Genomic DNA, 25,046 nt, shown 5'->3' on the forward strand with positions numbered 1-25,046 from the left:
GCTCGGAATGACATATCTTTTTAAACATCAAAATCCACAACAACTTTTTCTGTTGTTGGTACGGCTTGACAGCTTAATACATAGTTTTGTGCGACTTCTTTATCTTCTAACGCATAATTAATCTTCATTTCGACTTTACCTTCTTTTATCTGACACTTACACGTACTGCAAACACCACCTTTACATGCAAACGGCAAATCGGCACCAGCACCTAAAGCGGCATCTAAAATATTATCGTATTCTTTGGTCATGGTGAATTGGAATTCTTTCCCACCATCAACAATAGTGACTTGTGTGCCTTCTACATTTTGCTGTGCCAAACGTTCAGCTCGTTTAATATCTTCTTCTGAAAGACCGGTAACAAACAATTCAAAATGCACCAACTCTTTTGGCAAACCTTTATTTGTCAAATATTGGCTTACGTACTTAACCATTTGTTCTGGTCCGCACAGAAACACTTCACTAGTATCTGGAATATCAATAAATATTTCTGTAAGTACCTTCATTTTCTCATCATCAAATCGCCCATTAAACAAGTCTATATCACGTCTTTCTTTGGTTAAAAAATAATAGATTTCTAGTCTTCCAAAATACGTGTTTCTCAACTGTTCCAAGTCTTCTTTAAAGATAATGGATTTTGCCGTTTTATTCACATAAAACAATTTGCAAGTTGAGTTTGGCTCTTCAGCCAAATGCGTTTTTATCATAGACAGTATAGGCGTTATACCACTACCTGCTGCAAAAAACAAATAATTCTTGTTTTTTTCTTTATTACAATTAACTCCAAATGTTCCGCTAGGTGTCATTACTTCTAGTGTATCTCCTGCTTTCAATTCTTCATTAACATAAGTTGAAAATTTTCCTCCTGGAATGAGTTTTACAGCTACTTTCCATTGGTTCTCTAAAGGGCTTGAACATAATGAATAGGAACGCCGTACGTCTTCATCGTTAATAATAGCTTTTAAAGTCAAATGCTGACCTTGTCTAAATTTAAAAGCATCTTGAGATGATTCAGGAATCTCAAAAGTGATAACCGATGTATCTTCGGTTTCTTTATAAATATCTGCAACTTTTAAGTTGTGAAATTCTGTCATATTATTCTTTTGAACATCTAACTAACACTTGTTAGTTAGATTTACAAATTTACAAAAAAATTCTATTAACTATTTGTTAATTCCACTAATTAGGATTGTACTCAAATTTTTTGATAACTCCTCAAAATTTAAATCTTCTTTTTTAGGTATCCAGAGATATAAAGAACGTAATGTAGATAATAGCGAAAACAACATAGTTTCTATATCCGAATCAATAATTTCATTTTTACTAATACCATCAATTAAAATGTTTCTAAAGTCATTTTCATAGTTAGTTCGTAATTCTAGATAATACTGCAATTGGCCTTCAAGATGCATCCAATCATTATTCAATGATGCCATACCATAAGTATTCTTGCTCGTAATGTTAATATGCAATGCAATGATGTCCTTTAACTTTTGAATTGAAGATTGGTTAGAATTATTGATTTGCTCCATACCATTAGTAAATTCTTCAGCCAACGAAATGATTATTTCTTTTAATATCTCTTGTTTAGAACTTATGTGGTTATAAAGACTTGCAGCTTTCATACCCATGGTAGTAGCCAAATCGCGCATGGTCACAGCACTAAATCCTTTTTCTTTAAATAATTGTGCAGCTGTTTGAATTATCTCCTCTCGTCGTGTTTCAGATTTCAATTGTAGATTTTAATTATTTATTTGTAAATTTAAATAAAATGAAATGACTATGGGATTCTTAGATTTTTTATTTGGAGCAAAGAAAAGACAGATTCAATATTTTTTAGAAAATGGGGCTGTAATTCTAGATGTTAGAACAAAAAAGGAATGGGATAATGGTCATATTGAAAATGCTGTACATATTCCTTTAAACGAATTACAAAATCATGTTGAAGAACTAAAAGCAATGAATAAACCTTTTGTAGTATGTTGTGAAAGTGGTGTACGATCGGCCAAAGCTGCGAAATTCTTGAATCTAAAACGTATAGAAGCTACTAATGGAGGTGGCTGGGTAAGTTTGAGAAAAAGATTATAATTTTAATCCAGTTAGTTCATTTATATTATCGATAGGTTTTTCATTATACTTTAAAGTCCATCCCATTGAATTTGTTAAAATATGAAATTTTGCCAATTCGCTTATCAATCTGTTTTTTGCATTTAATTTTATATCTGAAGCCTCTACCTTTTGCATGAGTGATTTCTTTACAGTCTCTTTAATATTGTTATAGTCTTTGGCTTCAAAAGGGTTTAAATAATCCGCTTGAACATCATAATATTCAAAATCAGGATTTATTTTTATTTCTTCCTTTGGCACACCAGTAATATGAAGCGTTTTGTTTTTTTCATCTATACTGTAAGTTATTTTACTTAAATCATATGCTATAGTCACATCGGCATTGACTACAACTAGTGCTTTTTTTTCAACGTTGACTAAATCGGCAAAAATGGCTTTTGAATTTTTATAAGTAAACACTTCACTAAAATGACCTTCAGTAACCACTAACTTACCAACGTTTTTAATTTGTTCTTGTATTAATGTGGAATTTTCCTTTAGAAGAGTTTCTTCTTTTTGCTTATCGCCACAATACTTGAATGACAACAAAACCACCAATGTAATTATTATACCAAATAAAATTTTTCGCATATTACTAAAATACATAAAAAAACAAAGCACTGATATCTTCGACAATGAAGTCTTATCAATGCTTGCGTTCTTCCTTGATTAATAGCAATTCAAAAATACATCAATAGAAAAAATCAAATGTTCTCTATCGATTAAATTATTGTTAAATTAAATTATTGTTTTTTGCTTTTTGAACGGCTTCAATCTTATTATGGACTTGCAATTTTTTGTAGATGTTTTCTATATGTTTTCGAACGGTACCTGTGGATAGTATAAGATTTTTGGCTATTAAATTATAACTCAATCCTTTGCTTAACTGCTCTAAAACCTCAACTTCTCTTGGAGTTAATTTTATATCTTCCTTATCAGACTCATTTTCAATATTAAAGGGATTTCTTAATAACCTAAGAGTTTTCATTGCAATAGAAGGATTCATAGCTGCACCACCATTTAATGTTTCAACTATGCCATCATGCAGATCTTTAGCATTGACATCTTTTAACAAATAACCATCTGCTCCAGCTTTTATGGCATTAAAAATGTTTTCGTCATTATCAAAAACTGTGAGCATAATAATTTTGATATGCGGATATTTTTGTTTCACTATTTCTGTAGCTTCTATACCATTTAAAACTGGCATTTCAATATCCATTAATATTAAGTCAATATTGTGATTGGACTCCAATTTTACCAGTAGGTCAGATCCGTTAAGTGCGGAAAATTTAAAATCTAAATCTTCAAAAAAAGACAGTTTTTCATTTACTGAAGTAATTAAAAAAGAATTATCATCTACTATAGCTATTTTAATTTTCATCATTCTAGTTTTTACAAAACGAATTTACTAAACAATACAAAGCCTTACTTATTTATAGCCTTTTTCACAATTATTGAAGTGCCATGTTTAGGGTTGGAGTTTATTTCTATCTCTGCTTCCAATTCATGTGCTCGCTTTTTCATATTGTTTAGACCATTACCAAATTCGACCGTTTCTATATCAAAACCTTTTCCATTATCAATTACTTGTATGACTACCGCATTGTTAACCTCTTGAATTTTTACAGTAATTTCGGTTGGGTTTGCATATTTTACAGCGTTATGAATGGCCTCTTGGATAATCCTATAAATATTCATGCCTTCAACTGAAGTAAATTTTATAGTATCATTTACGTTTTCTGTGTGAAATGAAAACGTTATTTTTTCAGAGGCTCTATCTGCCTTTTCAATAAAATTTGAAATTCTGGCTTGTAAATCATCAATAGTAATCTCATTTTTATTCATTGCCCAAATGGTATCTCGCAATTCATGAATAGTGGAGGTTGTAAAGCGACCTATAGAATCTAATTTATTACTCAACTTTTCTGGTAATTGAAACCCGTACTTTAAATTATCTAAAGACGAAATTATAAAGGTTAATTGCGCGCCTATATTATCATGCAAATCCCTTGAAATTTCAAGGCGTTGTTCTTGAAGTTTATTTTGTGTTTCAATCTTCACCAATGCTTCTTTCAATTCACTTTCTCGCTGTAATTGTTTGTTTTTTAGTTTTTGCTGACTGTAAAACAGATAGCTCAAAATAAATAAAAGCACAGCCAAAATTATCAAGCCAATTACTTGTGTGTTTTTCCTGTTTAAATCAAGTTCCTTTTCAGCCAAATCAGCTCTTTGAGCAAGAATTTCCTTTTCTTTTTTTTCGGTTTGATATTCAATTTCCAATTCAGCAATTTTGTTTTTAGTATTTTGATTATGAATACTGTCTTTAAAAGCGGTGAAATCTTTGTAGTAAATTAATGCTTTTTCAGGTTGACTATTGGCTGAATAATAAGTCGAATAATTTTCTAAAGCCATTTCAATATCTGTAGCGACTTTATATTTTTTAGCAGTAGTATAAGCACTATCAATATACTTTTTAGCTTGTGGTACTCTGTTATACTCCAGTAACACTTGTGCGATATTGTTGTAACTAGCTCCAAGACCTGCAAAATTTCCGATTTCTTTTTCTAATGTGGCGGATTTTTCAAAATAGACAAGAGCAGAATCAATTTCACTCATATAATAATAAACAGCTCCCACATTATTTGCCGATTCAGCAATGCCTTTTTTATCGTTTAAGATTTGTTCTATTTTTAAAGAGTATTGAAAATATTCCAATGCTTTTGTTAGATTTCCTTCATTAGCATAAATAATAGCAATATTATTATATACTTCAGAAATACCTTTTTTATCATCCAATTTTTCAAAATCAGCTTTGGCCTTCAAATGGTATTCTATAGCTTTATCATATATATTGTTGAAACTGTAAACTATTCCAATATTGTTATGAGTAGTTGCAGATTCACGACGCATATTTTTTACTTCATAGATACTCAATGCTTTTATAAGGTATTCAATTGCTTCATCATACAACCCTAAATTTCTGTTGACTACGCCAATATTATTATAAGCTGAAGCACTTATTATGGAATCATTAGTATAATTTAAGGCTTCAAGCGAAAGTGTTTTTGCTTTATCAAAAGTTCCCAAATCTCTATAAACAACGCCCAAACTGTTTTTTAAACGTCCTATTTCTTTTTTATCATTATCCTTTTGAGCTATTACCAACCCTTCTTCTAAAATTGAAATGGCTTTTTGATGATCACCTTTATAAATATCTAAAGCTGAATCATTAAGAACTTGCGCTCGGTTTTGCGAATATGATAATGATAGGGTAAAAAAAAGTAAGACAAAATAAATACGTTGTTTCATGTGGTTAGCTTTTACATATTTAATAATAAACAAAAAATGTTTATTGACTTAATAGTTATTGGATAATAAACTCTTTTGCAAATCCATCAATTCTTTAAATATAAATGAAACTTGCTTAAACATAAACACGTTTAAACTATCCAATAATTTTACTCTATGTTTAAGCGAACTTTGTAATTGAATTTGATCAGATAGTTTATTTGTTAAAACATTAAAACTCTGATTTCTTGTATTGACATCTTTAAGAATCTGAAAAAATTTAAATATTGAAGTAATTACAAGAAAGATTACAAGCGTAATAATAATAACATTGAAGTACATCTTGATGAAGGTATTAAGCAAAAAAACACCAATTATAAACTGTTTTTACACAGTCTATTAAATTGATGTTTCTTTATATATTGATTAATAGCATAATAAATTTACGATTTAAAGTGACATGAAAATTAATTTTTCGATAAACTGCCTTTAAAAAAGATTAAGCGTAATAACTGTCTGGTCATCACGCCTAATCAACAAATCTCAACAACAAGATTTAATTATTGCTTGTTAAGATTTTCAAGTATTGCGTACAAACTCAGACTGATTTAGGTTGTTTGTAATGTTAGGTTAAACGAACCATCTGTTATATTTTTTACAGAACCGTCGTTACTGTTTTTGCATTCGTAATTAAAGGTTCCTTTAACCTTTGTTTCTGTTTGTTCTGAAATATTTATTTCACCAATAACTCCCGAATCTTGAAAAGGTGCTGACCACGTTTGTGTATTTGAAGGGTCACTAATGTTAGGCTCAATATAAGAAGCTACAATAAACACATTGTCATCTGAAATTTCATAAGATCCAACACCTTCATAACCATTGATTATAATATTAATAGCTTGAGATTGTGTGTTCCCTTGAAGAATTAATGTTGTTTGACCACCTCCTGAAGACATATTAGCAAATGATGTGATTTCTAAAGATGTAAATTGGTTTCCGTTAATTTTAGCTGAAATAGTACCTGAAGCAGCTCCAACGCTACCTGGATCTCCACCATCATCATCACTTTTACATGATGTTAATGACACCATTGAAGTTACTACTACTAATAACATAAATTGTTTTAAAGTTCTCATTGTTGATAATATTTTATTGTTAATAATGGTTCAAAATTGCAACAATATGAAAATGAAAACAATACGATGAATTACGTATTTTTAAAATACGATATGGGGAAAATCCTTTTGTAGATGGATCTGTTTCTGCTTTAAATCCTCTAGAAATCTTTGATGTTCTTCAGAATTAGGATTAAATGGCTTATGTAAAAGCCGTTTTTGGATAGCATCAATATTTTGAAGAGTTTCTGTAGCTTGATTAGAAACCCAAACATTTTGAAACTTTTCCCAAATATAGTTTACGGCAAGCGTATTAGGATGCAACATGTCCTCCTTATAAAAACGGTAATCACGTAATTCGTCTAACATGATTTCATATGAAGGAAAATAATATATCTGATTTCTTGGTTCTACTACTTGGTGAATAGCTGCAACTAAATGTGCTTTATTTTGGGTATTTTCAACAAATCCATCTTTAATGTGACGAACTGGAGACAGTGTAAAAATCACCGAAGCATTAGAATTGACGCTTTTTATTAATGCCACAATACTTTTAAGTGATTCCGAAATATCATCAACAGTTAATAATTCTTTTACAAACTGTTTTTGAGATACTTTATGACAATTAGCCACAATGTTATCGGTTTCTAAATTTCTATAAACCCATGCCGTACCCAGTGTTATGATAATATGTGATGCTTCTTTTAAAAACGAATTTGTAAGAGAGATTTGATTATTTAGTTCTTCTATTAAATCTTCTTTTGATGAATTACTCAATCTAGAGTGAGCATCATAACAATGCCACTGCTCATTGTGAAAAAAAACATCATTTTTAGAATAATCTTTTTTATTAATAGCATTAGTAATCAATTTCTCAATGCCCAGTGGGTGAAATAGAATACCAAACGGATTTTGTAGCTGCTGAAACTTAAAATAATTTAATTTCTCACCTATATTCTCTGCAAAACACGACCCAAACAGTATTATTTTGGAGTGATAATCAATTTGATTATGCCGCTGTGGTTTTAAGGGTATTTGGGTTTGTAGTTTCATAATATTAACTTGAGACAAGCTCAAAATGGCAATTAATCAAGATAAGATTTAACTGCTTTTAAAGCTTCTTTGATACCATCAGGATTTTTGCCACCAGCTGTAGCAAAAAATGGCTGACCACCTCCACCACCTTGGATATGTTTTCCCAATTCTCTAACTATTTGTCCAGCATTCAAGTTCCTTTCAGCAACTAATTCTTTTGAGATATAGCAAGACAATAATGCTTTACCGTCATTTTCTGCACCAAACAAAAGAAATAAATTATCATATTGGCTTCCTAATTCGAAACATAAATCTTTTATACCTGAAGCATCTAAATCAACTTGTTTTGCTAAAAATTGAATTCCATTAAACTCTGTCAATTCGTTTTTAAGTTCGCCTTTTAGGTTTTTGGCTTTTTCCTTCAGCAAATTTTCAATTTGCTTTTTTAAATTACTATTTTCTTCTTGTAAATTTTGAAGTGCTTTTACGGGTTCTTTAGTGTTATTAAGCATGCTTCTGATGTTCGTAAAGACTTTATAACCTTCCTCAAAATAATCTTTCATCGCATCATTTGTTATGGCCTCTATTCTGCGTATTCCAGCCGCAACTGCACCTTCTGAAACAATTTTAAAATACCATATATCGCCAGTGTTTTTCACATGTGTTCCGCCACATAACTCTATAGATTGACCAAATCGAACCGTTCTAACGGTATCACCGTATTTTTCGCCAAATAATGCCATGGCTCCTTCCTCAATAGCTTGTTCCATTGGAATGTTACGCTGTTCTTGTAAAGGTAATTTCCCAGCAATTCTAGCATTTACAAAGTTTTCAACATCGCGGAGTTCATCAACCGTCATTTTTGAAAAATGCGAAAAATCAAAACGCAAATATTTACTATGCACTGCACTACCCTTTTGCTCAACATGAGTTCCTAAAACTTCACGTAAAGCTTGGTGTAATAAATGCGTTGCTGTGTGATTACACTCGGTTCGGTAACGTTGTTTCTCATCTACAATAGCTTTAAAGTTTCCTTGAATATTTTTAGGTAGGCTTTTCGTAAAATGAATGATTACGTTATTTTCTTTTTTGGTATCAACAATATATATTACATCTCCTGTTGCATCCTCAAGATAGCCTTTATCACCAACTTGACCACCTCCTTCGGCATAAAACGGAGTCAGATTAAAAACCAGTTGATACATATCGCCATCTTTTTTTGAGGTCACTTTACGATAGCGGGTAATTTTCACATTGGCCTCTAAAGCATCATATCCAATAAATTCCTGATCGGCATCATTAATTAAAACCGTCCAGTCATCGGATTTTAATTGAGAGGCTTGCTTGCCTCGTTCTTGTTGCTCCTTTAATTTTTTACTAAACTCCTCATGATTATAGGTAAATCCGTTTTCACGAAGAATTAAATCTGTTAAATCTTCAGGAAAACCATACGTGTCTTTTAATTCAAACACTTTGTTTCCAGAAATTTCTTTTGAATTGGAATGCGTAATAATTCTGTCTAGTAATAATAAGCCTTGATCTAATGTTCTTAAAAATGAAGCTTCTTCCTCTTTTATTACATTTTCAATAAGTTGCCTTTGTTCTTTTAATTCTGGAAAAGCTGATCCCATTTTTTTAATAAGCACATCAACTAAACGATATATAAATGGTTCCTTTTGGTCTAAAAATGTAAATCCATATCGAATGGCACGACGTAAAATTCGACGTATCACATAACCCGCGCCTGTATTGCTTGGTAATTGTCCATCAGCAATTGAAAAAGCCACTGCACGTACATGGTCACTTATAACTCTTATTGCAACATCTACTTTGTTAGACACCCCATAATCTTTCCCGGAAATGGTTTCAATTTCACGAATGATTGGTGTAAATACGTCAGTATCATAGTTACTCTTCACACCTTGTAAAACCATACATAAACGCTCGAAGCCCATTCCTGTATCAATATGCTTATTCGGTAAGTTTTCAAGCGAGCCATTGGCTTTACGATTGTATTGCATAAAAACAAGGTTCCAGATTTCAACCACTTGAGGATGATCCATATTTACCAAATCTTTTCCAGAAACATTGGCTTTTTCTTCTTCTGAACGAATATCAACATGTATTTCACTGCAAGGACCGCAAGGACCTTGATCTCCCATTTCCCAGAAATTATCTTTTTTATTCCCCATTAAAATACGGTCTTCAGAAATGAGTTCTTTCCAAAAATCGTAAGCTTCTTGATCCATGGGAATATTATCCTCCTTATCGCCTTCAAAAACGGTTACATATAGTATGTCTTTATTAATTTTATATACTTCCGTTAACAATTCCCAGGCCCAAGCAATCGCTTCTTTTTTAAAGTAATCGCCAAAGCTCCAATTTCCCAACATTTCAAATAATGTGTGATGATAGGTATCATAGCCCACTTCTTCCAAATCATTATGCTTTCCTGAAACACGCAAACACTTTTGCGTATCTGCAATTCTATTGTTTTTAGGCTCGGCATTTCCTAAAAAATATTCCTTAAAAGGTGCCATTCCTGAATTAACAAACATAAGCGTTGGGTCATCCTTAAGCACCATAGGTGCTGAAGGCACAATGGCATGTTGCTTATCTTTAAAATAATTCAAAAATGTTGAACGTATATCTTGGGATTTCATGTATGAGTTTGTGTTTCAAGCTTGTGTTAAAATTCCGTAAAGTGCTAAACTATTTTTATATTTGTTAGTTTACTTGTCAGAAAAACTACTTATTAGTAATAGTTATCTGCAAAAATAGTAAATTTAGCCAATGAGTAAGGTAAAATATTATTACGATTCTGAAACGCTTTCTTATAGAAAAATAGAGCGCAAAAAAGGACGTACATTTAAATACATATCAGTTTTTATACTGGCTGCTGCCTTATTTGGTTTTCTTACAGTTTTTATTACTAGTCAGTATGTTGAATCGCCTAAAGAAAAAGCTCTGAAACGTGAATTATCTAATATGCAATTACAATATGAATTGCTTAATAGAAAAATGGACGAAGCACAATTAGTTTTAGAAGACATAGCGAATAGAGACAATAATATCTACAGATTATATTTTGAAGCCAATCCTATACCAGATGAACAACGTAAAGCAGGTTTTGGCGGTGTAAATCGTTACAAATATTTAGAAGGATTTGACAATTCGAAACTCATTATTGAGAGTAGTAAGCGATTAGACATCCTTCAAAAACAAATTGTAGTACAATCAAAATCTCTTGATGAAATTGCCAAAATGGCCGAAGAAAAAGAAAAGTTATTGGCCGCCATACCAGCCATCCAACCTGTAAGAAATGAAGATTTAACACGAATGGCTTCTGGTTACGGCATGAGAAACGACCCTTTCACAAAAGTGAGGAAAATGCATTGGGGAATGGATTTTACTGCACCAAGAGGCACGCCAATCTATGCCACTGGCGATGGTGTTGTAACCAGAGCTGATAGTAATTCGGCTGGATATGGAAAACACATTCGAATTGATCATGGCTATGGTTATGTGAGTCTTTATGGGCATTTATATAAATACAATGTCAGAAAAAATCAAAAAGTTAAACGCGGTGATTTAATTGGTTTTGTAGGAAGTACAGGTCGATCAGAAGCTCCTCACCTACACTATGAGATTTTCAAAGACGATCAACGTATCAATCCTATTAATTTTTATTATGGTAGTTTATCACCACAAGAATTTAATGAACTACTAGAAAAGGCAACTTTAGAAAACCAATCTTTAGACTAATGCATATAGAACTACCAGAAAAAAGATATTACGGAATTGGTGAAGTAGCCAAAGCTTTCGACGTAAACACGTCATTAATTAGATTTTGGGAAAAGGAATTTGATGTACTGAAACCAAAAAAAAATGCAAAGGGCAATAGAAAGTTCACACCTGATGACATAAAAAATCTTAAACTTATTTATCATTTGGTTAAAGAACGTGGTTTTACTCTGGAAGGCGCAAAAATTCATTTAAAAGAAGAGAAACAGCAAACACTAAATAACTTTGAAATCATCAGTAAACTAGAAGATGTCAAAGCACAGCTAATCAAAATCAAAGAACAGTTGTAACATTTTATTGATTTTGTCAACTTATTAATAGTTACTTACAAAAAACACTAACATTCAAAACTTAATATTATGAAAAAATGGTTAATCCCAGTTATCGTTATTGCCGTAATTGCTTTTGCTCTTTATTCATGGGCAGTTGGATTTAACAATACTGCAGTTGAATACCAAGCTGATGCAGAAACTGCATGGGCTGATGTTGAAAGTTCTTATCAGCGTAGGAATGACTTAATAGGTAATCTTGTGAAAACCGTTCAAGGTGCAGCAGATTTTGAAAGAACAACACTTCGTGAGGTTATTGAGGCTCGTGCCAAAGCAACTTCAACAACAATTGATGCTAGTAATTTGACAGCCGATAATATGGCCCAATTCCAACAAGCTCAAAGTGGTTTAAGTGGTGCACTATCAAAACTATTAGTTTCTGTTGAACGTTATCCTGATATTAAAGCCAATCAAAACTTTTTGGAACTACAGGCACAATTAGAAGGTACTGAAAACCGCATAAATGTTGCCAGAGATCGCTATAATGAAAAAGTCAATATTTATGACAAGCATATTTCAAAATTCCCTGGAACCCTTTTAGCAGGATTATTTGGTTTTGATGACATGCCACGATATAAGGCAGATCCTGGAAGTGAGAATGCACCTGATGTAGATTTTGATTTTGAATAAACCTTATGTCAAAAATTGAAGATTTCCTAACAGCAAAAGAAGAACAAGACATCGTTTCTGCTATTCGTCAAGCTGAAAAAAACACGTCTGGTGAAATACGTGTGCATATAGAAAACTCTACAAAATTAGATGTTTTTGATCGTGCAAAGGAAGTATTTCATATGTTAAAAATGGATAATACCAAGCAGCAAAATGGTGTACTAATTTACGTAGCAGTAGAAGATAGAACTTTCGTGATTTTTGGTGACGAAGGTATAAACAAAGTTGTTGAAAGTGATTTTTGGGATACGACTCGTGATGCCATATTAAAAGAATTTAAAAAAGGTGATTTTAAACAAGGGTTAATTAATGGTGTTTTAAAAGCTGGAAAAGTACTTGAAACTTATTTTCCATGGCATCAAGCAGATACTAATGAACTTCCTAATGATATATCAAAAGGTTAATGGCGTTATTTAAAAACTTATTAATTTGGTTGCTTTTTTTGGGTTACTTTTCAACAAGCACTTTATATGCGCAATATGAAATTCCTGAAATACCAAAAGAACAGACCTCTGTTTATGATTACATTGATTTATTATCAGTTTCAGAAAAGAACAGCCTTGAAGAGAAACTGATAAAATATTCTGATACGACGTCTACACAAATCGTTATTGCTATAATAAGTTCAACTAAAGGCGAGAACATTAATTATTTAGGCGCACAATGGGGAGAAAAATGGGGAATTGGTCAAGCTGAAGAAGATAATGGCATACTCATTCTATTGGCAAAAGATGATCGTAAGATTGCTATAAATACTGGTTATGGCGTTGAACATCTTTTATCAGATGCTATATCAAAACGAATCATAACCAATGATATAATCCCTTATTTTAAACAAAATAATTATTACGGTGGATTGAATCGAGGTGCTGATGCTATTTTTGAAGTTATGACTGGCGAGTATCAAGGCTCGAGACAATCTTCTTCTAATGGATTTCCAATAGGTTTTTTCTTCTTCTTATTTATCGTATTTATTATTATCCTGATTGCAATTTCCAAAAATCGGAGAGGTGGAAATAATGGCGGCTCTGGTGGTAAAAAACATGAAGGTATAAGTATTTTAGATGCCATTATATTAAGCAATATGGGTCGTGGTAGTTATGGTAGAAGTTCTGGAGGCGGACTATTTGGTGGTGGTTCAAGCGGAGGATTTGGTGGTGGTTTCGGCGGTGGCTTTGGAGGCGGTGGCTTTGGAGGCGGAGGTGCCTCTGGTGGCTGGTAGCAATCTTTTATTTTTAATCAAAAAAGAAAACATCATTACCACCTGTTTCTCCTTTTTTACCCAAACTATTAAATTTCCAACTAAAACTCAACATAAAATATTGTTCTAATACAGTACTTTGCGAATCTTGAATATAATTTTGTGTAGCCGTTCTTCGTGCGTTAGTGTTTTGATTTAATAAATCATAGACCTTTAAAGTTACAGTTCCATTGTTTTTAAGAACAGAGTACGCTAACGTAGAATTCCAAAACCAGGCACTACTTTGAAATCCTGGACCAATATTTGGGTTGTAGTTATATTGTATATCATTTCGCCATTCAAAATTTTTAGGTAAAAATAAGGCTGTTTTAATATTTAAATCATGATAAGAAAACTTTCTATCCTCAAAGTCATCAATGTCATACTTATTTGTAGTGAACGTAATACGGTATCTTGGTCTAATTTCAAGTATATCCTTCCAAGTAAACGTTAAACTTGCGCTTGGTGAAATTGATCTCACCTTACTTGCATACATAACATCATTATTGAAATTTATGCTCTTATTTAAATTTGCAAAAGCACCTACACCAAACTTAATTGTTCGTAAACTATCTACTTTAACATCCTTACTGTAGTCCAAATTTCCATTTACTCTGTAATTCCCATCTACATTGGCATAAGTTGTTTCTCTAACAAAATTTTCATCAATAGTCGTTTTAGACACCACTTGGTTTTCAATAAATGTAGCACTTACATAACTATAAAACCCCGTTCGTTTTTGCCAGTCAAACGCGTTAAACCCCATGCTGATTCTATGGTTGTTGGATGGCTCTAAGTTTGGGTTACCTACAATAGTGTTCAATGGGTCAGACACATTAGCAAATGGCTGTAATTGTTCTAACTGTGGCGGTGTGTTATTTAAACGATAACCTGTCCACAGTGAAGCTTTTGGGTTGAACCTGTAATTAAAGCTAGACCATAATTCTGTAGCTTCAAAACGTCGTTTTATACTTAATTGTGGTCTTAATAAATCGACATTTTCGAGTGTTCTAAAAATATAATCAAATCCAGCTCTAGCTGACCATTTCTCCTTACGATAACTTAAACTCACACCTGGAGTCATGCTTTCATTTAAATACTCAAAATCCGTGCTCAAATCATCATTAAATATACTGTATTCACCATTAGCGTCTTTATCAAAAGTACTTTTCCTATCGGTGCTTTTGTCTCTACTATAATCATAGTCAAAATTGATGAAAAACTCTTTTTTAATAATAGGCAATCGATATCTAATATCTGATCTAAAATTACTCACACCACCCTCGCCATCAGTGTATTGGTCACGTATCACTTGGTCTATCAAGACATAATCTGGATTATTAGGATTGTTCACATCTTCTCCATAAACATTTGTTTGCGAAGTCAAAAAATCATCTGAATTACGCGCATTAATTTCATTTGTTAAACTAACTCTCACAAATGCACCTTTATCTCCAAATCGTTTAGTAACATTTAAATTATTTCTGAAATTTTTGGCATCGTTTTCAACCAGTGAATTTGTATTTGATTCATTGGTCAATATACGCTCATCATTTAATGATTCTTCAAAATTATCAAAAGTGGTTTTACTTTTTGAATAGCGAAAGGATGGATCTATATTTATTAAAAAAGTAGAATCTACTTCAATATCAAACCCCATATTTGCACTGTGATTATCATTGTCATTGTATGTACTTGATAACGAGTTTGTGAAATATCTTGAATCAGGCAAAATATTCTCTCTTTGGGTTGCTCGTTTGTTTTCTGAACTACTTCCTGAATAAAAATAGTCTGCAGATATGTCTGTGGTTTCACTCAACTCATCAGCATAATTAGCTCCAATATTTTGTGACTTCACAATACCTTCTCCACCTCCAAATGAACGACCATCAATAGTAAAAGAGCCATTACTTGACATAGACATGCTAGAACCACCCCCAAACATTTTTCTAATTTCTCCAAAACTAAAACCAGGCGAATTAATATTATTACCCCCAGCCAAAACACTTATTCGTTGATCATTATCAAAATAATTAAGCATTCCTGCCATTTCATAACGCTCATCAGTTCCGCCTCCTGCAGCTACTCTACCAAAAACACCTTTATTATTTTCTTCTTTTATAGTCAGGTTAATAGTTTTATTCTCACCATCTACCGTCTCACCTGTGAAGGCTTCAGATTTTGTTTTGGTATCAACAACCTGAATTTTTTCAATAATATCTTTTGTTAGGTTTTTAGTGGTAATTGTTGGGTCATCACCAAAAAATGGTTTTCCATTAACAAGTATTTTATTAACCTCTTTGCCATTGACTTTTATTTTTCCTTCATCATCGACTTCAACACCTGGTAACTGTTTTAATAAATCTTCAACAGTAGCATCCTTTTTGGTTTTGAACGATTTCACATTAAACTCCAATGTATCTTTTTTAATAGTGATTGGAGCAGCCGATTTGATAACGACTTCATCAAGCGCATTTGAAACTTCCATTTCAATAACACCTAAATCTATGGTTTCTTTATTTAGCTCAACCTTTTTGTAATATGTTTTATAACCAACATATGAAATATAAAGATTTACTGATTTGTCATTGGTTTTATCTTCCAATTGGAACTCCCCTTCTTTATTGGTAATGGTATATGAAATAACTGAACTATCTTGAACTCTCTCAACATGTACTGTAGCAGATTCTAAAGGTGAATTCTCGTCAATCGATTTAATACTACCGAAAATTTTAAAATTGTTGGATTGTGCAAAAGTAAAAGTTATGCAAAAGCTAGTTGCTATCAGAAAAAGATACTTCATTTTTTGATTGATGGTTGATTAAGATTATTCTGAAAAACGAAGGTAAATCGATTTTCGTATGAATTTTCTTAAAAAAAAGATAAAGTTGTGTTATTTTTTTCTCATATAAACGCTTACCGGAACACCATGGAAATCAAAATGTTCGCGCAACTTATTTTCAAGAAAGCGCTTGTAAGGGTCTCGGACATATTGTGGTAAATTACAGAAAAACGCGAACTGTGGTTGGGGTGTAGGTAATTGCATAATGTATTTAATCTTCACAAACTTACCTTTATATGCAGGTGGTGGATAATTTTCAATAAGCGGAAGCAATACTTCATTGAGTTTACTCGTCTTAATTTTCTTCGAACGGTTTTTGTAAACTTCAACAGCCGTTTCAATAGCTTTAAAAATACGTTGTTTATTCAAAACAGAAATAAATACAATAGGCACATCGGTAAATGGTTCTATTTGAGACTTTATATATTTCTCAAATTCCTTGATTGTTTTATTATCCTTTTCAACTAAATCCCATTTATTGACTAAAATTACAATACCTTTTCGATTACGTTCTGCCAACCAAAAAATATTTTGAACTTGACCGTCAAAACCTCTGGTGGCATCTAAAACTAGTAGGCACACATCACAATGCTCAATGGCTCGAACACTTCGCATAACAGAATAAAACTCAAGATCTTCCTTGACTTTGGATTTTTTTCTAATTCCAGCAGTATCAACCAAATTAAATTCAAATCCAAAACGATTGTATTTTGTATCTATAGCATCTCGTGTAGTTCCTGCAATATCGGTAACGATATAGCGATCTTCACCAATTAAGGCATTTATAAATGATGATTTACCAGCGTTGGGTCTCCCTACAACGGCGAAACGAGGTAGCTCTTCTTCTTCAACTTCTTCTTTTTCTGGAAGTGCCTCAACAAGCGCATCCAGTAAATCACCTGTACCACTACCATTGATACTAGCAATAGTATAATAATCTCCTAAACCAAGCGAATAAAATTCAACAGCATCTTCAGCGCGTTTAGCATTATCAACTTTATTTACAGCTAAAAACACAGGTTTTGTTACTTTTCTCAATAATCTAGCAACATCTTCATCCATTCCAGTAACCCCTGCTTCCACATCGACCATAAAAATAATTGCATCAGCTTCATCGATAGCAATTTCAACCTGCTTGTCAATTTCAGCTTCAAAAATATCGTCACTACCTTTTACATAGCCACCGGTATCAATTAAAGAAAACTCTCTGCCGTTCCAGTCACTCTTACCATAATGACGGTCTCTAGTGACACCACTCACAGCATCAACTATTGCTTCACGACGTTGTATTAAACGATTGAAGAATGTTGACTTTCCAACATTTGGCCTTCCCACTATGGCTACGATATTACTCATTACTTATAAAATTTGATGCAAATATAATGATAAGCTTATGATTTCGTTATATTTTAGTGCTAACAAAAGCATATAGTATTTAAGATCAATTACAGGATTTACTAAAATGTCCATTAAGAAACAAGATATTGTCTTACGCCCGCGATTTAAAAAGCTACTGAATAAAAAAAATACTTTTTATTTAGAACAATTTCAAATGGCCAAAACCAACCAGAAAAAATTTATTGTTTCAATAATTGATGACCATGTATTTTTGAAACTCCCCAAAGACAAACAACAGTTTTGGTCTCCTCAATTACATTTGGAAATAAATGAAGATGGCGAAAAAACTGCTATTCTACACGGTGTTTTTGGACCCAATCCAACAGTATGGACCATGTTTATGTTTTTTCACTTTATTGTTGCTGGTTTATTTATTGCTTTCGCTATATGGGCTTACTCAAATTGGGCTTTAGATAATTCCTACGTTGTTCAACTAGGTGTTATGTTTTTATTGGTTATTTTATGGTTTGTACTCTATTTTGCAGGACGCATTGGGAAAGATTCTAGCAAAGAAGAAATGCACGATCTATACGATTTTATGAATGAAGTTATAAATGAAAAACCCAACAATAAATAATACTATTGATTGTAACCAAAACGTTTCAACTGTCGTTGATCACTACGCCAGTTTTTATTGACCTTCACATATAGTTCTAAATGCACCTGCTTACCAAAAAATTTCTCTAAATCCTTTCTAGCCTCAATACCAACTCGTTTAATGGCTGAACCTTTATGTCCTATAATAATGCCTTTTTGAGTTTCACGCTCTACCATTATTACAGAACGCATGCGGATAATATCATCTTCTTCAAAAAACTCTTCTGTATCAATCTCAACAGCATAAGGTATTTCCTTTTTATAATGCATTAAGATTTTCTCACGAATGGTTTCATTAACAAAAAAACGTTCGGGCTTATCTGTTAGCTGATCTTTTGGATAAAATGGAGGCGATTCAGGTAATAACTCAACTATACGACTAAATACTTCTTTTACATTAAAACCTTCTAATGCCGATATGGCAAAAATCTCTGCATTTGGGACTTTTTCAGACCATAAAGCAACATGTTCCTCTAATTGCTCTTGATTGGACTTGTCAATTTTATTTAAAAGCAATAGAACAGGCGTTTTCGAATTGGTTATTTTATTAAAAAAGGCCTCATCTTTTAATTCCTTTTCACCTATTTCCACCATATAAATAAGCACGTCAGCATCATCAAATGCTGATTTTACAAAATCCATCATGGATTCTTGCAATTCATATGCTGGCTTTATAATACCAGGCGTGTCGGATAAAATCACTTGAAAATTATCGCCATTAACAATTCCTAAAATTCTATGTCGAGTTGTTTGTGCTTTGGAAGTAATAATAGACAGCTTCTCACCAACAAAGGCATTCATCAATGTTGATTTCCCAACATTGGGATTACCTATAATATTTACAAAACCTGCTTTATGAGAAACCACACTATAAAAAAAAGTCTCTCAAATTTTGAGAGACAAATTAGTAGCGGGAACTGGACTCGAACCAGTGACCTTCGGGTTATGAGCCCGACGAGCTACCTACTGCTCTATCCCGCGATTTAGACTGCAAATATACAATGCTTTTTAGATATTACAAGTATATTTTACAGAAATTTATTGTTCAATACTTTCAGCATTAAAATAAACTAATTCGGTATTGTCAAATTTCACATGTATTTGAATAGGATTACAACACACCTCACAGTCTTCAATACAACTTTGCTTTTCTTGACTAATATCTAACAACATGGATATACTTTCCCAACAATAAGGACACTGAAAAAACTGTTCTAACATGACAATAATTTACAAAAAAAGAGACCATGAATTATTTCATGGTCTCTTTTTTAACTATTGTTAAAACTTAAAAATTAATCATTGTCAGTAATTACGGTATCTACGTTATTAAAATCCATAAAGTTTGGATTATTACCATTTACAATGCTAATGTAATCTTGACTTAATTTGTTATCACTTACCATAAACGTCATTAATTTTGGAAAATAAGACAGTTCAAATGGTAAATCTCCTGTTAATTCATTGCTTGCTAACACAAGTTCTTCCAACTGCTTTAATTCAGCAATTTCAACAGGAATCTCACCAGAAATCTTATTATCGATTAAACTTAATTTTTCTAATTTGGTGAGGGAATTTATCTGTGTTGGAATCGTACCAGACAACTGGTTACTTCCAATTAACAATTCTTTTAGGTTAGACAAGCCTGTAATAGCCACTGGGATCTCTCCTGACAAACTATTACTGTATAATTTTATGACTTTAAGATTTTGAAGGTTACCTATTTCATCTGGAATACGCCCTTCTAAACTATTCATAAATATTTCTAGAGATTCTAATTGCTTTAACTCACCGATTGATTGAGGTAAATTTCCAGTGATTTTATTAAAACCTAATTTGATTGATTTTAAATGAGTTAACTTTCCTAATTCTTCAGGCAATGTTCCTTGCAGATTATTAAACTCAAGGTTTAAAGCAACAACTTGATTTTCTTCAACCGTAACACCATACCAAGTATTAATTGGTGTACTTAAATCCCAAGTGTTTACCCATTGGTCACCTTTGGTTGCGTTGTATAATGCTAGAAGTGCTTCTTTTTCGCTTGTTGAAACGCTTGCAAAAGAATTTACAGCTACGAAAAGACAAAGTAATGTTAGTTTTAAAGTTTTCATATTCAATAGATTTGGGATTAATCTGATTCAATATTAGAACAATGAACGCTTAAATCCAAAATTATTCGATGAACTACTATTTAATGTAAGAATTTACGTATTAATTATAGTGAATCTATTTGTTCATGTACTTTTTCCCAATCTTTCATAAGACTCTCAAGTTTATTTTTTTTTCCTTGATAGTCATCAAAAAAAGCAGGATCCGACACTACTTCATCATAATTAGTTGCTAATTCTACATCAATGGATTTGATGTCTTTTTCTAGTTGATTAATTTTGGATTCAAGATTACTCAACTTATTGGTAAGTGATTTTAATTTTTTTTGAGACTCGTAGGAATCCTTATTACTTGCTTTAGGCTTTTGCTTTTCAACCTCTCTTTTTTCAACTTCTCTCAAATTTTCAACATTTCGCTGTTCCAAATAAAAGTCAATATTACCTAAATACTCCTTAATTTTTTGATCTTTAAACTCATAAACCACATCAGTAAGTCCTTGTAAAAAATCTCTATCATGTGATACTAAAATCAAAGTGCCTTCAAAATTTTTCAAAGCATCTTTTAAGACATTTTTTGATTTAATGTCTAAATGGTTTGTTGGTTCATCCATTACTAGCACATTGAATGGTTGTAATAGTAATTTTGCCAATGCTAAACGGTTACGTTCGCCTCCTGATAAAACACGTACATATTTATCAACTTCTTCACCACGAAATAAAAAAGCTCCTAATATATCACGAACACGACTCCTGTTCTTTTCATTAGCAGCATCAATCATAGTATTTAAAACCGTTTTGCTTCCATCCAAATACTCTGCTTGATTTTGGGCGAAATAAGCTATTTGAACATTGTGCCCCAGTTTTAAATCACCTTGATGTTTTATTTCACCAACAATTATTTTTGCCAAGGTAGATTTCCCTTGACCATTTTGGCCTACAAAGGCAGTTTTTGTATCTCTTGAAATAGTTAGATTAATATTTTTCAAGACCTGTAAATCATCATAATTTTTCGAAATTTTTGATGCTTCTACAACAACTTTACCAGGTGTAACTGAAACTGGAAAATTCAAGGACATTACACTGTTATCCTCCTCATCAACTTCAACGCGCTCCATTCTATCTAATTTTTTTATTAATGATTGCGCCATTGATGCTTTTGATGCTTTTGCTCTAAATTTTTCGATAAGTTTTTCAGTTTGCTGAATTTGCTTATCCTGATTTTTCTGGGTTGCTAGTTGTTGTTCCTTAATTTCTTTTCGCAGCACTAAAAACTGTGAGTAAGGCTTGCTGTAATCATAAATCCTACCTAGTGAAATCTCTATAGTTCTGTTGGTCACATTGTCTAAAAACATTTTATCGTGAGATACAATAACTACAGCTCCAGGATAGTTTTTTAAGAAGCCTTCTAACCAAATAATTGATTCTATATCTAAATGATTGGTAGGCTCATCCAACAATAATAAATCATTATTTTGAAGTAATAATTTGGCTAATTCAATACGCATACGCCATCCTCCAGAGAAGGTATCTGTCAACTTATTGAAATCATCACGCTTAAAACCAAGACCTTGTAATATTTTTTCGGTTTCTCCTTGATAATTATAACCACCTAAAATTTCATATTGATGTTGCAATTCATTTAAATCAATCATCAGTTGATGATATCCTTCACTATCATAGTCAGTTCTTTCAACCAATTGTTTATTAATATCTTCTAGCTTACTTTCAACTTCTTTTATTTCTTTAAAAGCTTCATACGATTCTTCCAAAACCGTACGTCCAAATTCAAAATCTATATCTTGTTTTAAAAACCCTATTTTTAAGTTTTTATCAGCTGCTATTTGCCCTGAATCAGGTTCCATCTCTTTGGAGAGAATTTTAAGCATTGTGGATTTACCTGCACCATTCTTTCCTATGAGCCCAATGCGATCTCCAGAGCTTAATTTAAAAGTTATTTCTTCGAACAAATATTCGCCCTGAAATGAAATGGAAAGATTATGAATGTTAAGCATTTTGTTACAATTGTTACAAATTGTTATTGATTAAAGAATTAATTTTGCAATTCCCAAAGTGCAAAAGTAAACTTTTAAAGATGATTAAAAAAGGAAGTAAGATATATAGTATTCTAACTGGAAGATGTCCTAAATGTCATCAAGAATCCATGTATGAGAACAAAAACCCCTATGTTTTAAAGGATGTTTTAAGAATTGGTGAAAAATGTTCTCACTGTGGTACAAAGTATAGAATAGAACCTTCTTTTTTTTATGGCTCTATGTATGTAAGTTATGCTGTTGGAATTGCGTTTGCTGTTGCTGCATTTGTAATTAGCTATTTAATTCTGGATGCAAACCTAGACGTCGTATTTATATCTATAATTGGGACACTTATCGTTTTTGCTCCTGTTATCATGCGCTTATCACGAAATATATGGATTAACCTCTTTATGCACTATGATAAAAGCTTGGTTAAAAAGAAAACCGATTAATATCAATTTCTGGAATTAAGGGTTCATTACATTCTATGTAATTGAATAATGCATTCGCTATAAAAGGTGCAATCATTACACCTCGAGTTCCCAAGCCATTTAGAACAAAAAGATTATTGTACGCTGTATGTGAGCCCACAAGAGGTCGTCTATCTTTAATGGTAGGTCTAATACCAGCAACTTGATTTATTACTTTAAATTCACAATGTATAAGGGTTTTTAATTTTGAAACCAATTCTTCACGTGCTAATTCTGTAATAGATTGGGTCTTATCTTCCCAATTATAAGTAGCTCCTACTGAATATACATCTTTGCCTTCTGGAATTACAAACACAGACGATTTTAAGGCATAATCTATTTTTAATTCAGGAGCTTTTATGGTTAATACTTCACCTTTAGTTCCGTTAAGTGGCAAATAGTTGAAATAGATATTTTTTTTCAATCCGAATCCTTCACAAAAAATTACTCTATCAGCTTTTAAACCGTTATATTCAATCTCATTATCAAGTATCTTGAGCTTTTCGTATTGAAATCTTTCCTTTTTTAATACATTTTCATGTTCTAAAAATTTCAAGTAATGATCAATCAGCATGTTTGTATCTACTCTACCTGCTTGTAAGACTTCACCAAAACCAAAACTAGCTTCAATATTACTATTGGAGTTCTTAATTATTGTTTGTGAAAGAAAAGGCTCCAATTTAGGTTTATCCATAGCGTCAAACCACAAATTTTGTTCTTGTACTGAAGTGAATTTTCTATACAACTTCAATTCATGATCTAATTTTACATTAAGAAGAGTTTCCAATTGACTGTAAAAAGGCTTGACCAACTTTAATTGTTCAGAAGCTAACCATACTTCAGAAAAACGTTTTAGAATAACAGGGTTATACATACCTGCAGCGACAATTGATGATTGTTGAGAGGCATCATCAAATAATAAAAATGATTTATTGTTTGTTCGCAATTTTTCACAAAATGCAATGCCTGCCAAACCACATCCAACTACAATATAATCTACCTTGTTCATTATACTTTTTTATACACTTTGCAAATATCGTAATAAAAAACGCTCACTAAAAAAGTGAGCGTTTAAACTATTATTTATTGTAGAACTTATTAGTAAGCCCACATATCTAATTCGAAGTTTCTTATCTTCTCCTTTATTCTATCTGATTCTAGTAACTGCATTAAAGCATTTTCAGAAATATATTCGGTTACCTTACGGTCGCCATATACGTTTTCCTCTTTGTAAACATAACCATTAAAGCGTCTAGAGTTCAACAAGTGATCAAAACTAAATGAAACAGCACTGTTTTCATTATTAAACGCTTTGGCCTCATGTAAAATATCCCTGGCATCCGGATAAAACACCCAAAATAGTGGAATAGGCTCCTTATTGGCTTCATCATCAGAATCTAAAAAGTTAACGTCTGGTGCAGCTGGTGCTATACCAATAAGTCGATATTTCATTTCAGCTTGACGCTTATCAAAATACCATAAACCTTTCATTAAATAAGCACTAACATGAAAAGAAGTAATATCCGTTTTTACAATATATTCCGGATCAACATAACCATCAGCGTTATACTGTTCGTATCCAATATCCAAAGTATCAATTTTAGACATACTCGCTTTCAGATCTTTAATTGTACGTTTTGCTGTGAAATAAGAATCATCATAGATGTTTTCCAAATCACCTTTTTTAACGCTATTCCATAATACATCAAATAACGATCTTCTGTTTTTACCAATATTATTAGTATCAACAGGATAGTATAACGGAAAATTAACACGCTCATCAAGAACTACGCGTTCCCATGTCATTTTTGAATACATGATATCTCTATCATCAACATACCCATATTCCAATGGCTCATCATTGTCCAATGCTTTTTGGGCTTCAGTTCTTACACCTATTTCTTCAGGTGATTTCGCGCTCAATAAATTGGCCTGCGAAAACGAAGCAGTCACAAAAGACATACTTAATACGGTTAATAATAAACTTCTTAATTTCATCTGTTTTAATT

General features: G+C 32.2%; 24 protein-coding genes and 1 tRNA gene. 8 read left to right on the forward strand and 17 right to left on the reverse strand.

Annotated features, from left to right (window positions below; all coding sequences use genetic code 11):
- Positions 1 to 20: 20 nt before the first annotated feature.
- Together paaE and C1S72_RS05325 are read right to left on the reverse strand one after the other, a co-directional pair.
- Positions 21 to 1,094: a 1,2-phenylacetyl-CoA epoxidase subunit PaaE gene (paaE, locus tag C1S72_RS05320; RefSeq protein WP_104734605.1), complete on the reverse strand. Its 1,074-nt coding sequence runs from the start codon at positions 1,092 to 1,094 to the stop codon at positions 21 to 23.
- A 69-nt stretch (positions 1,095 to 1,163) separates the two neighbouring features.
- Positions 1,164 to 1,733: a TetR/AcrR family transcriptional regulator gene (locus C1S72_RS05325; protein WP_104734606.1), complete on the reverse strand. Its 570-nt coding sequence runs from the start codon at positions 1,731 to 1,733 to the stop codon at positions 1,164 to 1,166.
- A gap of 49 nt (positions 1,734 to 1,782) precedes the next feature.
- Here C1S72_RS05325 and C1S72_RS05330 point away from each other — a divergent pair, with 49 nt between their 5' ends.
- The gene (locus C1S72_RS05330; RefSeq protein ID WP_104734607.1) at positions 1,783 to 2,088 is read left to right on the forward strand and encodes a rhodanese-like domain-containing protein; all 306 of its coding nucleotides are present in this window, start codon (positions 1,783 to 1,785) and stop codon (positions 2,086 to 2,088) included.
- Here the strand turns inward: C1S72_RS05330 and C1S72_RS05335 are convergent.
- The 6 genes from C1S72_RS05335 to alaS all read right to left on the reverse strand — a co-directional run bounded on the left by C1S72_RS05335 (position 2,083) and on the right by alaS (position 10,210).
- Positions 2,083 to 2,697 (reverse strand): DUF4230 domain-containing protein, encoded by a 615-nt coding sequence (locus C1S72_RS05335; protein WP_104734608.1) that lies wholly within the window; start codon positions 2,695 to 2,697, stop codon positions 2,083 to 2,085. The two genes, C1S72_RS05330 and C1S72_RS05335, sit on opposite strands and share 6 nt — an antisense overlap.
- Before the next feature lie 142 nt (positions 2,698 to 2,839).
- Complete coding sequence (locus C1S72_RS05340) at positions 2,840 to 3,490, reverse strand: response regulator (RefSeq protein WP_104734609.1); 651 nt, start codon at positions 3,488 to 3,490, stop codon at positions 2,840 to 2,842.
- Between the two features lie 44 nt (positions 3,491 to 3,534).
- Positions 3,535 to 5,418 carry a tetratricopeptide repeat-containing sensor histidine kinase gene (locus tag C1S72_RS14420; RefSeq protein ID WP_104734610.1) on the reverse strand — a complete coding sequence of 628 codons (1,884 nt, stop codon included), beginning with the start codon at positions 5,416 to 5,418 and terminating at the stop codon, positions 3,535 to 3,537.
- A 587-nt stretch (positions 5,419 to 6,005) separates the two neighbouring features.
- On the reverse strand, positions 6,006 to 6,533 hold the full coding sequence (locus C1S72_RS05355) for a DUF6252 family protein (RefSeq protein WP_104734612.1): 528 nt from the start codon (positions 6,531 to 6,533) through the stop codon (positions 6,006 to 6,008).
- An 81-nt stretch (positions 6,534 to 6,614) separates the two neighbouring features.
- Positions 6,615 to 7,565, reverse strand: a complete 951-nt coding sequence (locus C1S72_RS05360) for a GSCFA domain-containing protein (RefSeq protein ID WP_104734613.1) — start codon at positions 7,563 to 7,565, stop codon at positions 6,615 to 6,617.
- Positions 7,566 to 7,597: 32 nt separating this feature from the next.
- Entirely contained in the window at positions 7,598 to 10,210 is a 2,613-nt protein-coding gene (alaS, locus tag C1S72_RS05365) for an alanine--tRNA ligase (RefSeq protein WP_104734614.1), read from the reverse strand.
- Between the two features lie 130 nt (positions 10,211 to 10,340).
- Here alaS and C1S72_RS05370 point away from each other — a divergent pair, with 130 nt between their 5' ends.
- From C1S72_RS05370 to C1S72_RS05390, 5 genes are all read left to right on the forward strand, one after another.
- Complete coding sequence (locus tag C1S72_RS05370; protein WP_104734615.1) at positions 10,341 to 11,312, forward strand: M23 family metallopeptidase; 972 nt, start codon at positions 10,341 to 10,343, stop codon at positions 11,310 to 11,312.
- Positions 11,312 to 11,641, forward strand: coding sequence for a MerR family transcriptional regulator (locus tag C1S72_RS05375; protein WP_104734616.1), 330 nt, complete (start codon positions 11,312 to 11,314; stop codon positions 11,639 to 11,641). Before C1S72_RS05370 ends, C1S72_RS05375 begins: the two co-directional genes overlap by 1 nt.
- A 69-nt stretch (positions 11,642 to 11,710) precedes the next feature.
- Positions 11,711 to 12,310 (forward strand): LemA family protein, encoded by a 600-nt coding sequence (locus tag C1S72_RS05380; RefSeq protein WP_104734617.1) that lies wholly within the window; start codon positions 11,711 to 11,713, stop codon positions 12,308 to 12,310.
- Between the two features lie 5 nt (positions 12,311 to 12,315).
- Positions 12,316 to 12,753, forward strand: coding sequence for a TPM domain-containing protein (locus C1S72_RS05385; RefSeq protein ID WP_104734618.1), 438 nt, complete (start codon positions 12,316 to 12,318; stop codon positions 12,751 to 12,753).
- Positions 12,753 to 13,571, forward strand: coding sequence for a TPM domain-containing protein (locus tag C1S72_RS05390; RefSeq protein WP_104734619.1), 819 nt, complete (start codon positions 12,753 to 12,755; stop codon positions 13,569 to 13,571). The genes C1S72_RS05385 and C1S72_RS05390 overlap by 1 nt, the downstream gene beginning before the upstream one ends.
- 13 nt (positions 13,572 to 13,584) lie before the next feature.
- Here the strand turns inward: C1S72_RS05390 and C1S72_RS05395 are convergent, their stop codons facing one another.
- Positions 13,585 to 16,392, reverse strand: coding sequence for an outer membrane beta-barrel protein (locus C1S72_RS05395; protein ID WP_104734620.1), 2,808 nt, complete (start codon positions 16,390 to 16,392; stop codon positions 13,585 to 13,587).
- A gap of 90 nt (positions 16,393 to 16,482) precedes the next feature.
- Complete coding sequence (der, locus tag C1S72_RS05400) at positions 16,483 to 17,787, reverse strand: ribosome biogenesis GTPase Der (protein ID WP_104734621.1); 1,305 nt, start codon at positions 17,785 to 17,787, stop codon at positions 16,483 to 16,485.
- A 106-nt stretch (positions 17,788 to 17,893) separates the two neighbouring features.
- Between der and C1S72_RS05405 the strand changes: the two genes are divergently transcribed.
- Positions 17,894 to 18,406, forward strand: a complete 513-nt coding sequence (locus tag C1S72_RS05405; RefSeq protein ID WP_104734622.1) for a GTP-binding protein — start codon at positions 17,894 to 17,896, stop codon at positions 18,404 to 18,406.
- Between the two features lie 2 nt (positions 18,407 to 18,408).
- Here C1S72_RS05405 and era read toward each other — a convergent pair whose 3' ends face one another.
- The 5 genes from era to abc-f all read right to left on the reverse strand — a co-directional run bounded on the left by era (position 18,409) and on the right by abc-f (position 22,546).
- Entirely contained in the window at positions 18,409 to 19,293 is an 885-nt protein-coding gene (gene era, locus C1S72_RS05410; protein WP_104734623.1) for a GTPase Era, read from the reverse strand.
- Positions 19,294 to 19,334: 41 nt separating this feature from the next.
- Positions 19,335 to 19,407 (reverse strand) — tRNA-Met (locus C1S72_RS05415).
- Between the two features lie 57 nt (positions 19,408 to 19,464).
- Positions 19,465 to 19,647: a CPXCG motif-containing cysteine-rich protein gene (locus C1S72_RS05420; RefSeq protein WP_104734624.1), complete on the reverse strand. Its 183-nt coding sequence runs from the start codon at positions 19,645 to 19,647 to the stop codon at positions 19,465 to 19,467.
- A gap of 74 nt (positions 19,648 to 19,721) precedes the next feature.
- A complete protein-coding gene (locus tag C1S72_RS05425) occupies positions 19,722 to 20,537 on the reverse strand; it encodes a leucine-rich repeat domain-containing protein (RefSeq protein WP_104734625.1) in 816 nt (271 codons plus the stop codon).
- Positions 20,538 to 20,641: 104 nt separating this feature from the next.
- Positions 20,642 to 22,546 (reverse strand): ribosomal protection-like ABC-F family protein, encoded by a 1,905-nt coding sequence (gene abc-f / locus C1S72_RS05430; protein WP_104734626.1) that lies wholly within the window; start codon positions 22,544 to 22,546, stop codon positions 20,642 to 20,644.
- Positions 22,547 to 22,626: 80 nt separating this feature from the next.
- Here abc-f and C1S72_RS05435 point away from each other — a divergent pair, with 80 nt between their 5' ends.
- Positions 22,627 to 23,019, forward strand: coding sequence for a DUF983 domain-containing protein (locus C1S72_RS05435; protein ID WP_104734627.1), 393 nt, complete (start codon positions 22,627 to 22,629; stop codon positions 23,017 to 23,019).
- Here C1S72_RS05435 and C1S72_RS05440 read toward each other — a convergent pair.
- Both C1S72_RS05440 and porN read right to left on the reverse strand, forming a co-directional pair.
- The gene (locus C1S72_RS05440) at positions 23,000 to 24,046 is read right to left on the reverse strand and encodes an NAD(P)/FAD-dependent oxidoreductase (RefSeq protein WP_104734628.1); all 1,047 of its coding nucleotides are present in this window, start codon (positions 24,044 to 24,046) and stop codon (positions 23,000 to 23,002) included. The two genes, C1S72_RS05435 and C1S72_RS05440, sit on opposite strands and share 20 nt — an antisense overlap.
- An 89-nt stretch (positions 24,047 to 24,135) precedes the next feature.
- Positions 24,136 to 25,035 (reverse strand): type IX secretion system ring subunit PorN/GldN, encoded by a 900-nt coding sequence (porN, locus tag C1S72_RS05445; RefSeq protein WP_104734629.1) that lies wholly within the window; start codon positions 25,033 to 25,035, stop codon positions 24,136 to 24,138.
- Positions 25,036 to 25,046: the final 11 nt, after the last annotated feature.

The sequence above is a fragment of the Hanstruepera ponticola genome (genome assembly GCF_002940745.1).
GTDB lineage: Bacteria > Bacteroidota > Bacteroidia > Flavobacteriales > Flavobacteriaceae > Hanstruepera > Hanstruepera ponticola.

Coding starts and splice junctions, on each gene's coding strand:
- porN (WP_104734629.1), bottom strand. CDS start 25,035: ATGAAATTAAGAAGTTTATTATTAACCGTATTAAGTATGTCTTTTGTG.
- C1S72_RS05330 (WP_104734607.1), top strand. CDS start 1,783: ATGGGATTCTTAGATTTTTTATTTGGAGCAAAGAAAAGACAGATTCAA.
- C1S72_RS05420 (WP_104734624.1), bottom strand. CDS start 19,647: ATGTTAGAACAGTTTTTTCAGTGTCCTTATTGTTGGGAAAGTATATCC.
- C1S72_RS05435 (WP_104734627.1), top strand. CDS start 22,627: ATGATTAAAAAAGGAAGTAAGATATATAGTATTCTAACTGGAAGATGT.
- C1S72_RS05375 (WP_104734616.1), top strand. CDS start 11,312: ATGCATATAGAACTACCAGAAAAAAGATATTACGGAATTGGTGAAGTA.
- C1S72_RS05440 (WP_104734628.1), bottom strand. CDS start 24,046: ATGAACAAGGTAGATTATATTGTAGTTGGATGTGGTTTGGCAGGCATT.
- der (WP_104734621.1), bottom strand. CDS start 17,787: ATGAGTAATATCGTAGCCATAGTGGGAAGGCCAAATGTTGGAAAGTCA.
- C1S72_RS05360 (WP_104734613.1), bottom strand. CDS start 7,565: ATGAAACTACAAACCCAAATACCCTTAAAACCACAGCGGCATAATCAA.
- C1S72_RS05425 (WP_104734625.1), bottom strand. CDS start 20,537: ATGAAAACTTTAAAACTAACATTACTTTGTCTTTTCGTAGCTGTAAAT.
- C1S72_RS05335 (WP_104734608.1), bottom strand. CDS start 2,697: ATGCGAAAAATTTTATTTGGTATAATAATTACATTGGTGGTTTTGTTG.
- abc-f (WP_104734626.1), bottom strand. CDS start 22,546: ATGCTTAACATTCATAATCTTTCCATTTCATTTCAGGGCGAATATTTG.
- C1S72_RS05355 (WP_104734612.1), bottom strand. CDS start 6,533: ATGAGAACTTTAAAACAATTTATGTTATTAGTAGTAGTAACTTCAATG.
- C1S72_RS14420 (WP_104734610.1), bottom strand. CDS start 5,418: ATGAAACAACGTATTTATTTTGTCTTACTTTTTTTTACCCTATCATTA.
- C1S72_RS05370 (WP_104734615.1), top strand. CDS start 10,341: ATGAGTAAGGTAAAATATTATTACGATTCTGAAACGCTTTCTTATAGA.
- paaE (WP_104734605.1), bottom strand. CDS start 1,094: ATGACAGAATTTCACAACTTAAAAGTTGCAGATATTTATAAAGAAACC.
- C1S72_RS05395 (WP_104734620.1), bottom strand. CDS start 16,392: ATGAAGTATCTTTTTCTGATAGCAACTAGCTTTTGCATAACTTTTACT.
- C1S72_RS05340 (WP_104734609.1), bottom strand. CDS start 3,490: ATGAAAATTAAAATAGCTATAGTAGATGATAATTCTTTTTTAATTACT.
- C1S72_RS05380 (WP_104734617.1), top strand. CDS start 11,711: ATGAAAAAATGGTTAATCCCAGTTATCGTTATTGCCGTAATTGCTTTT.
- C1S72_RS05405 (WP_104734622.1), top strand. CDS start 17,894: ATGTCCATTAAGAAACAAGATATTGTCTTACGCCCGCGATTTAAAAAG.
- C1S72_RS05390 (WP_104734619.1), top strand. CDS start 12,753: ATGGCGTTATTTAAAAACTTATTAATTTGGTTGCTTTTTTTGGGTTAC.
- C1S72_RS05385 (WP_104734618.1), top strand. CDS start 12,316: ATGTCAAAAATTGAAGATTTCCTAACAGCAAAAGAAGAACAAGACATC.
- alaS (WP_104734614.1), bottom strand. CDS start 10,210: ATGAAATCCCAAGATATACGTTCAACATTTTTGAATTATTTTAAAGAT.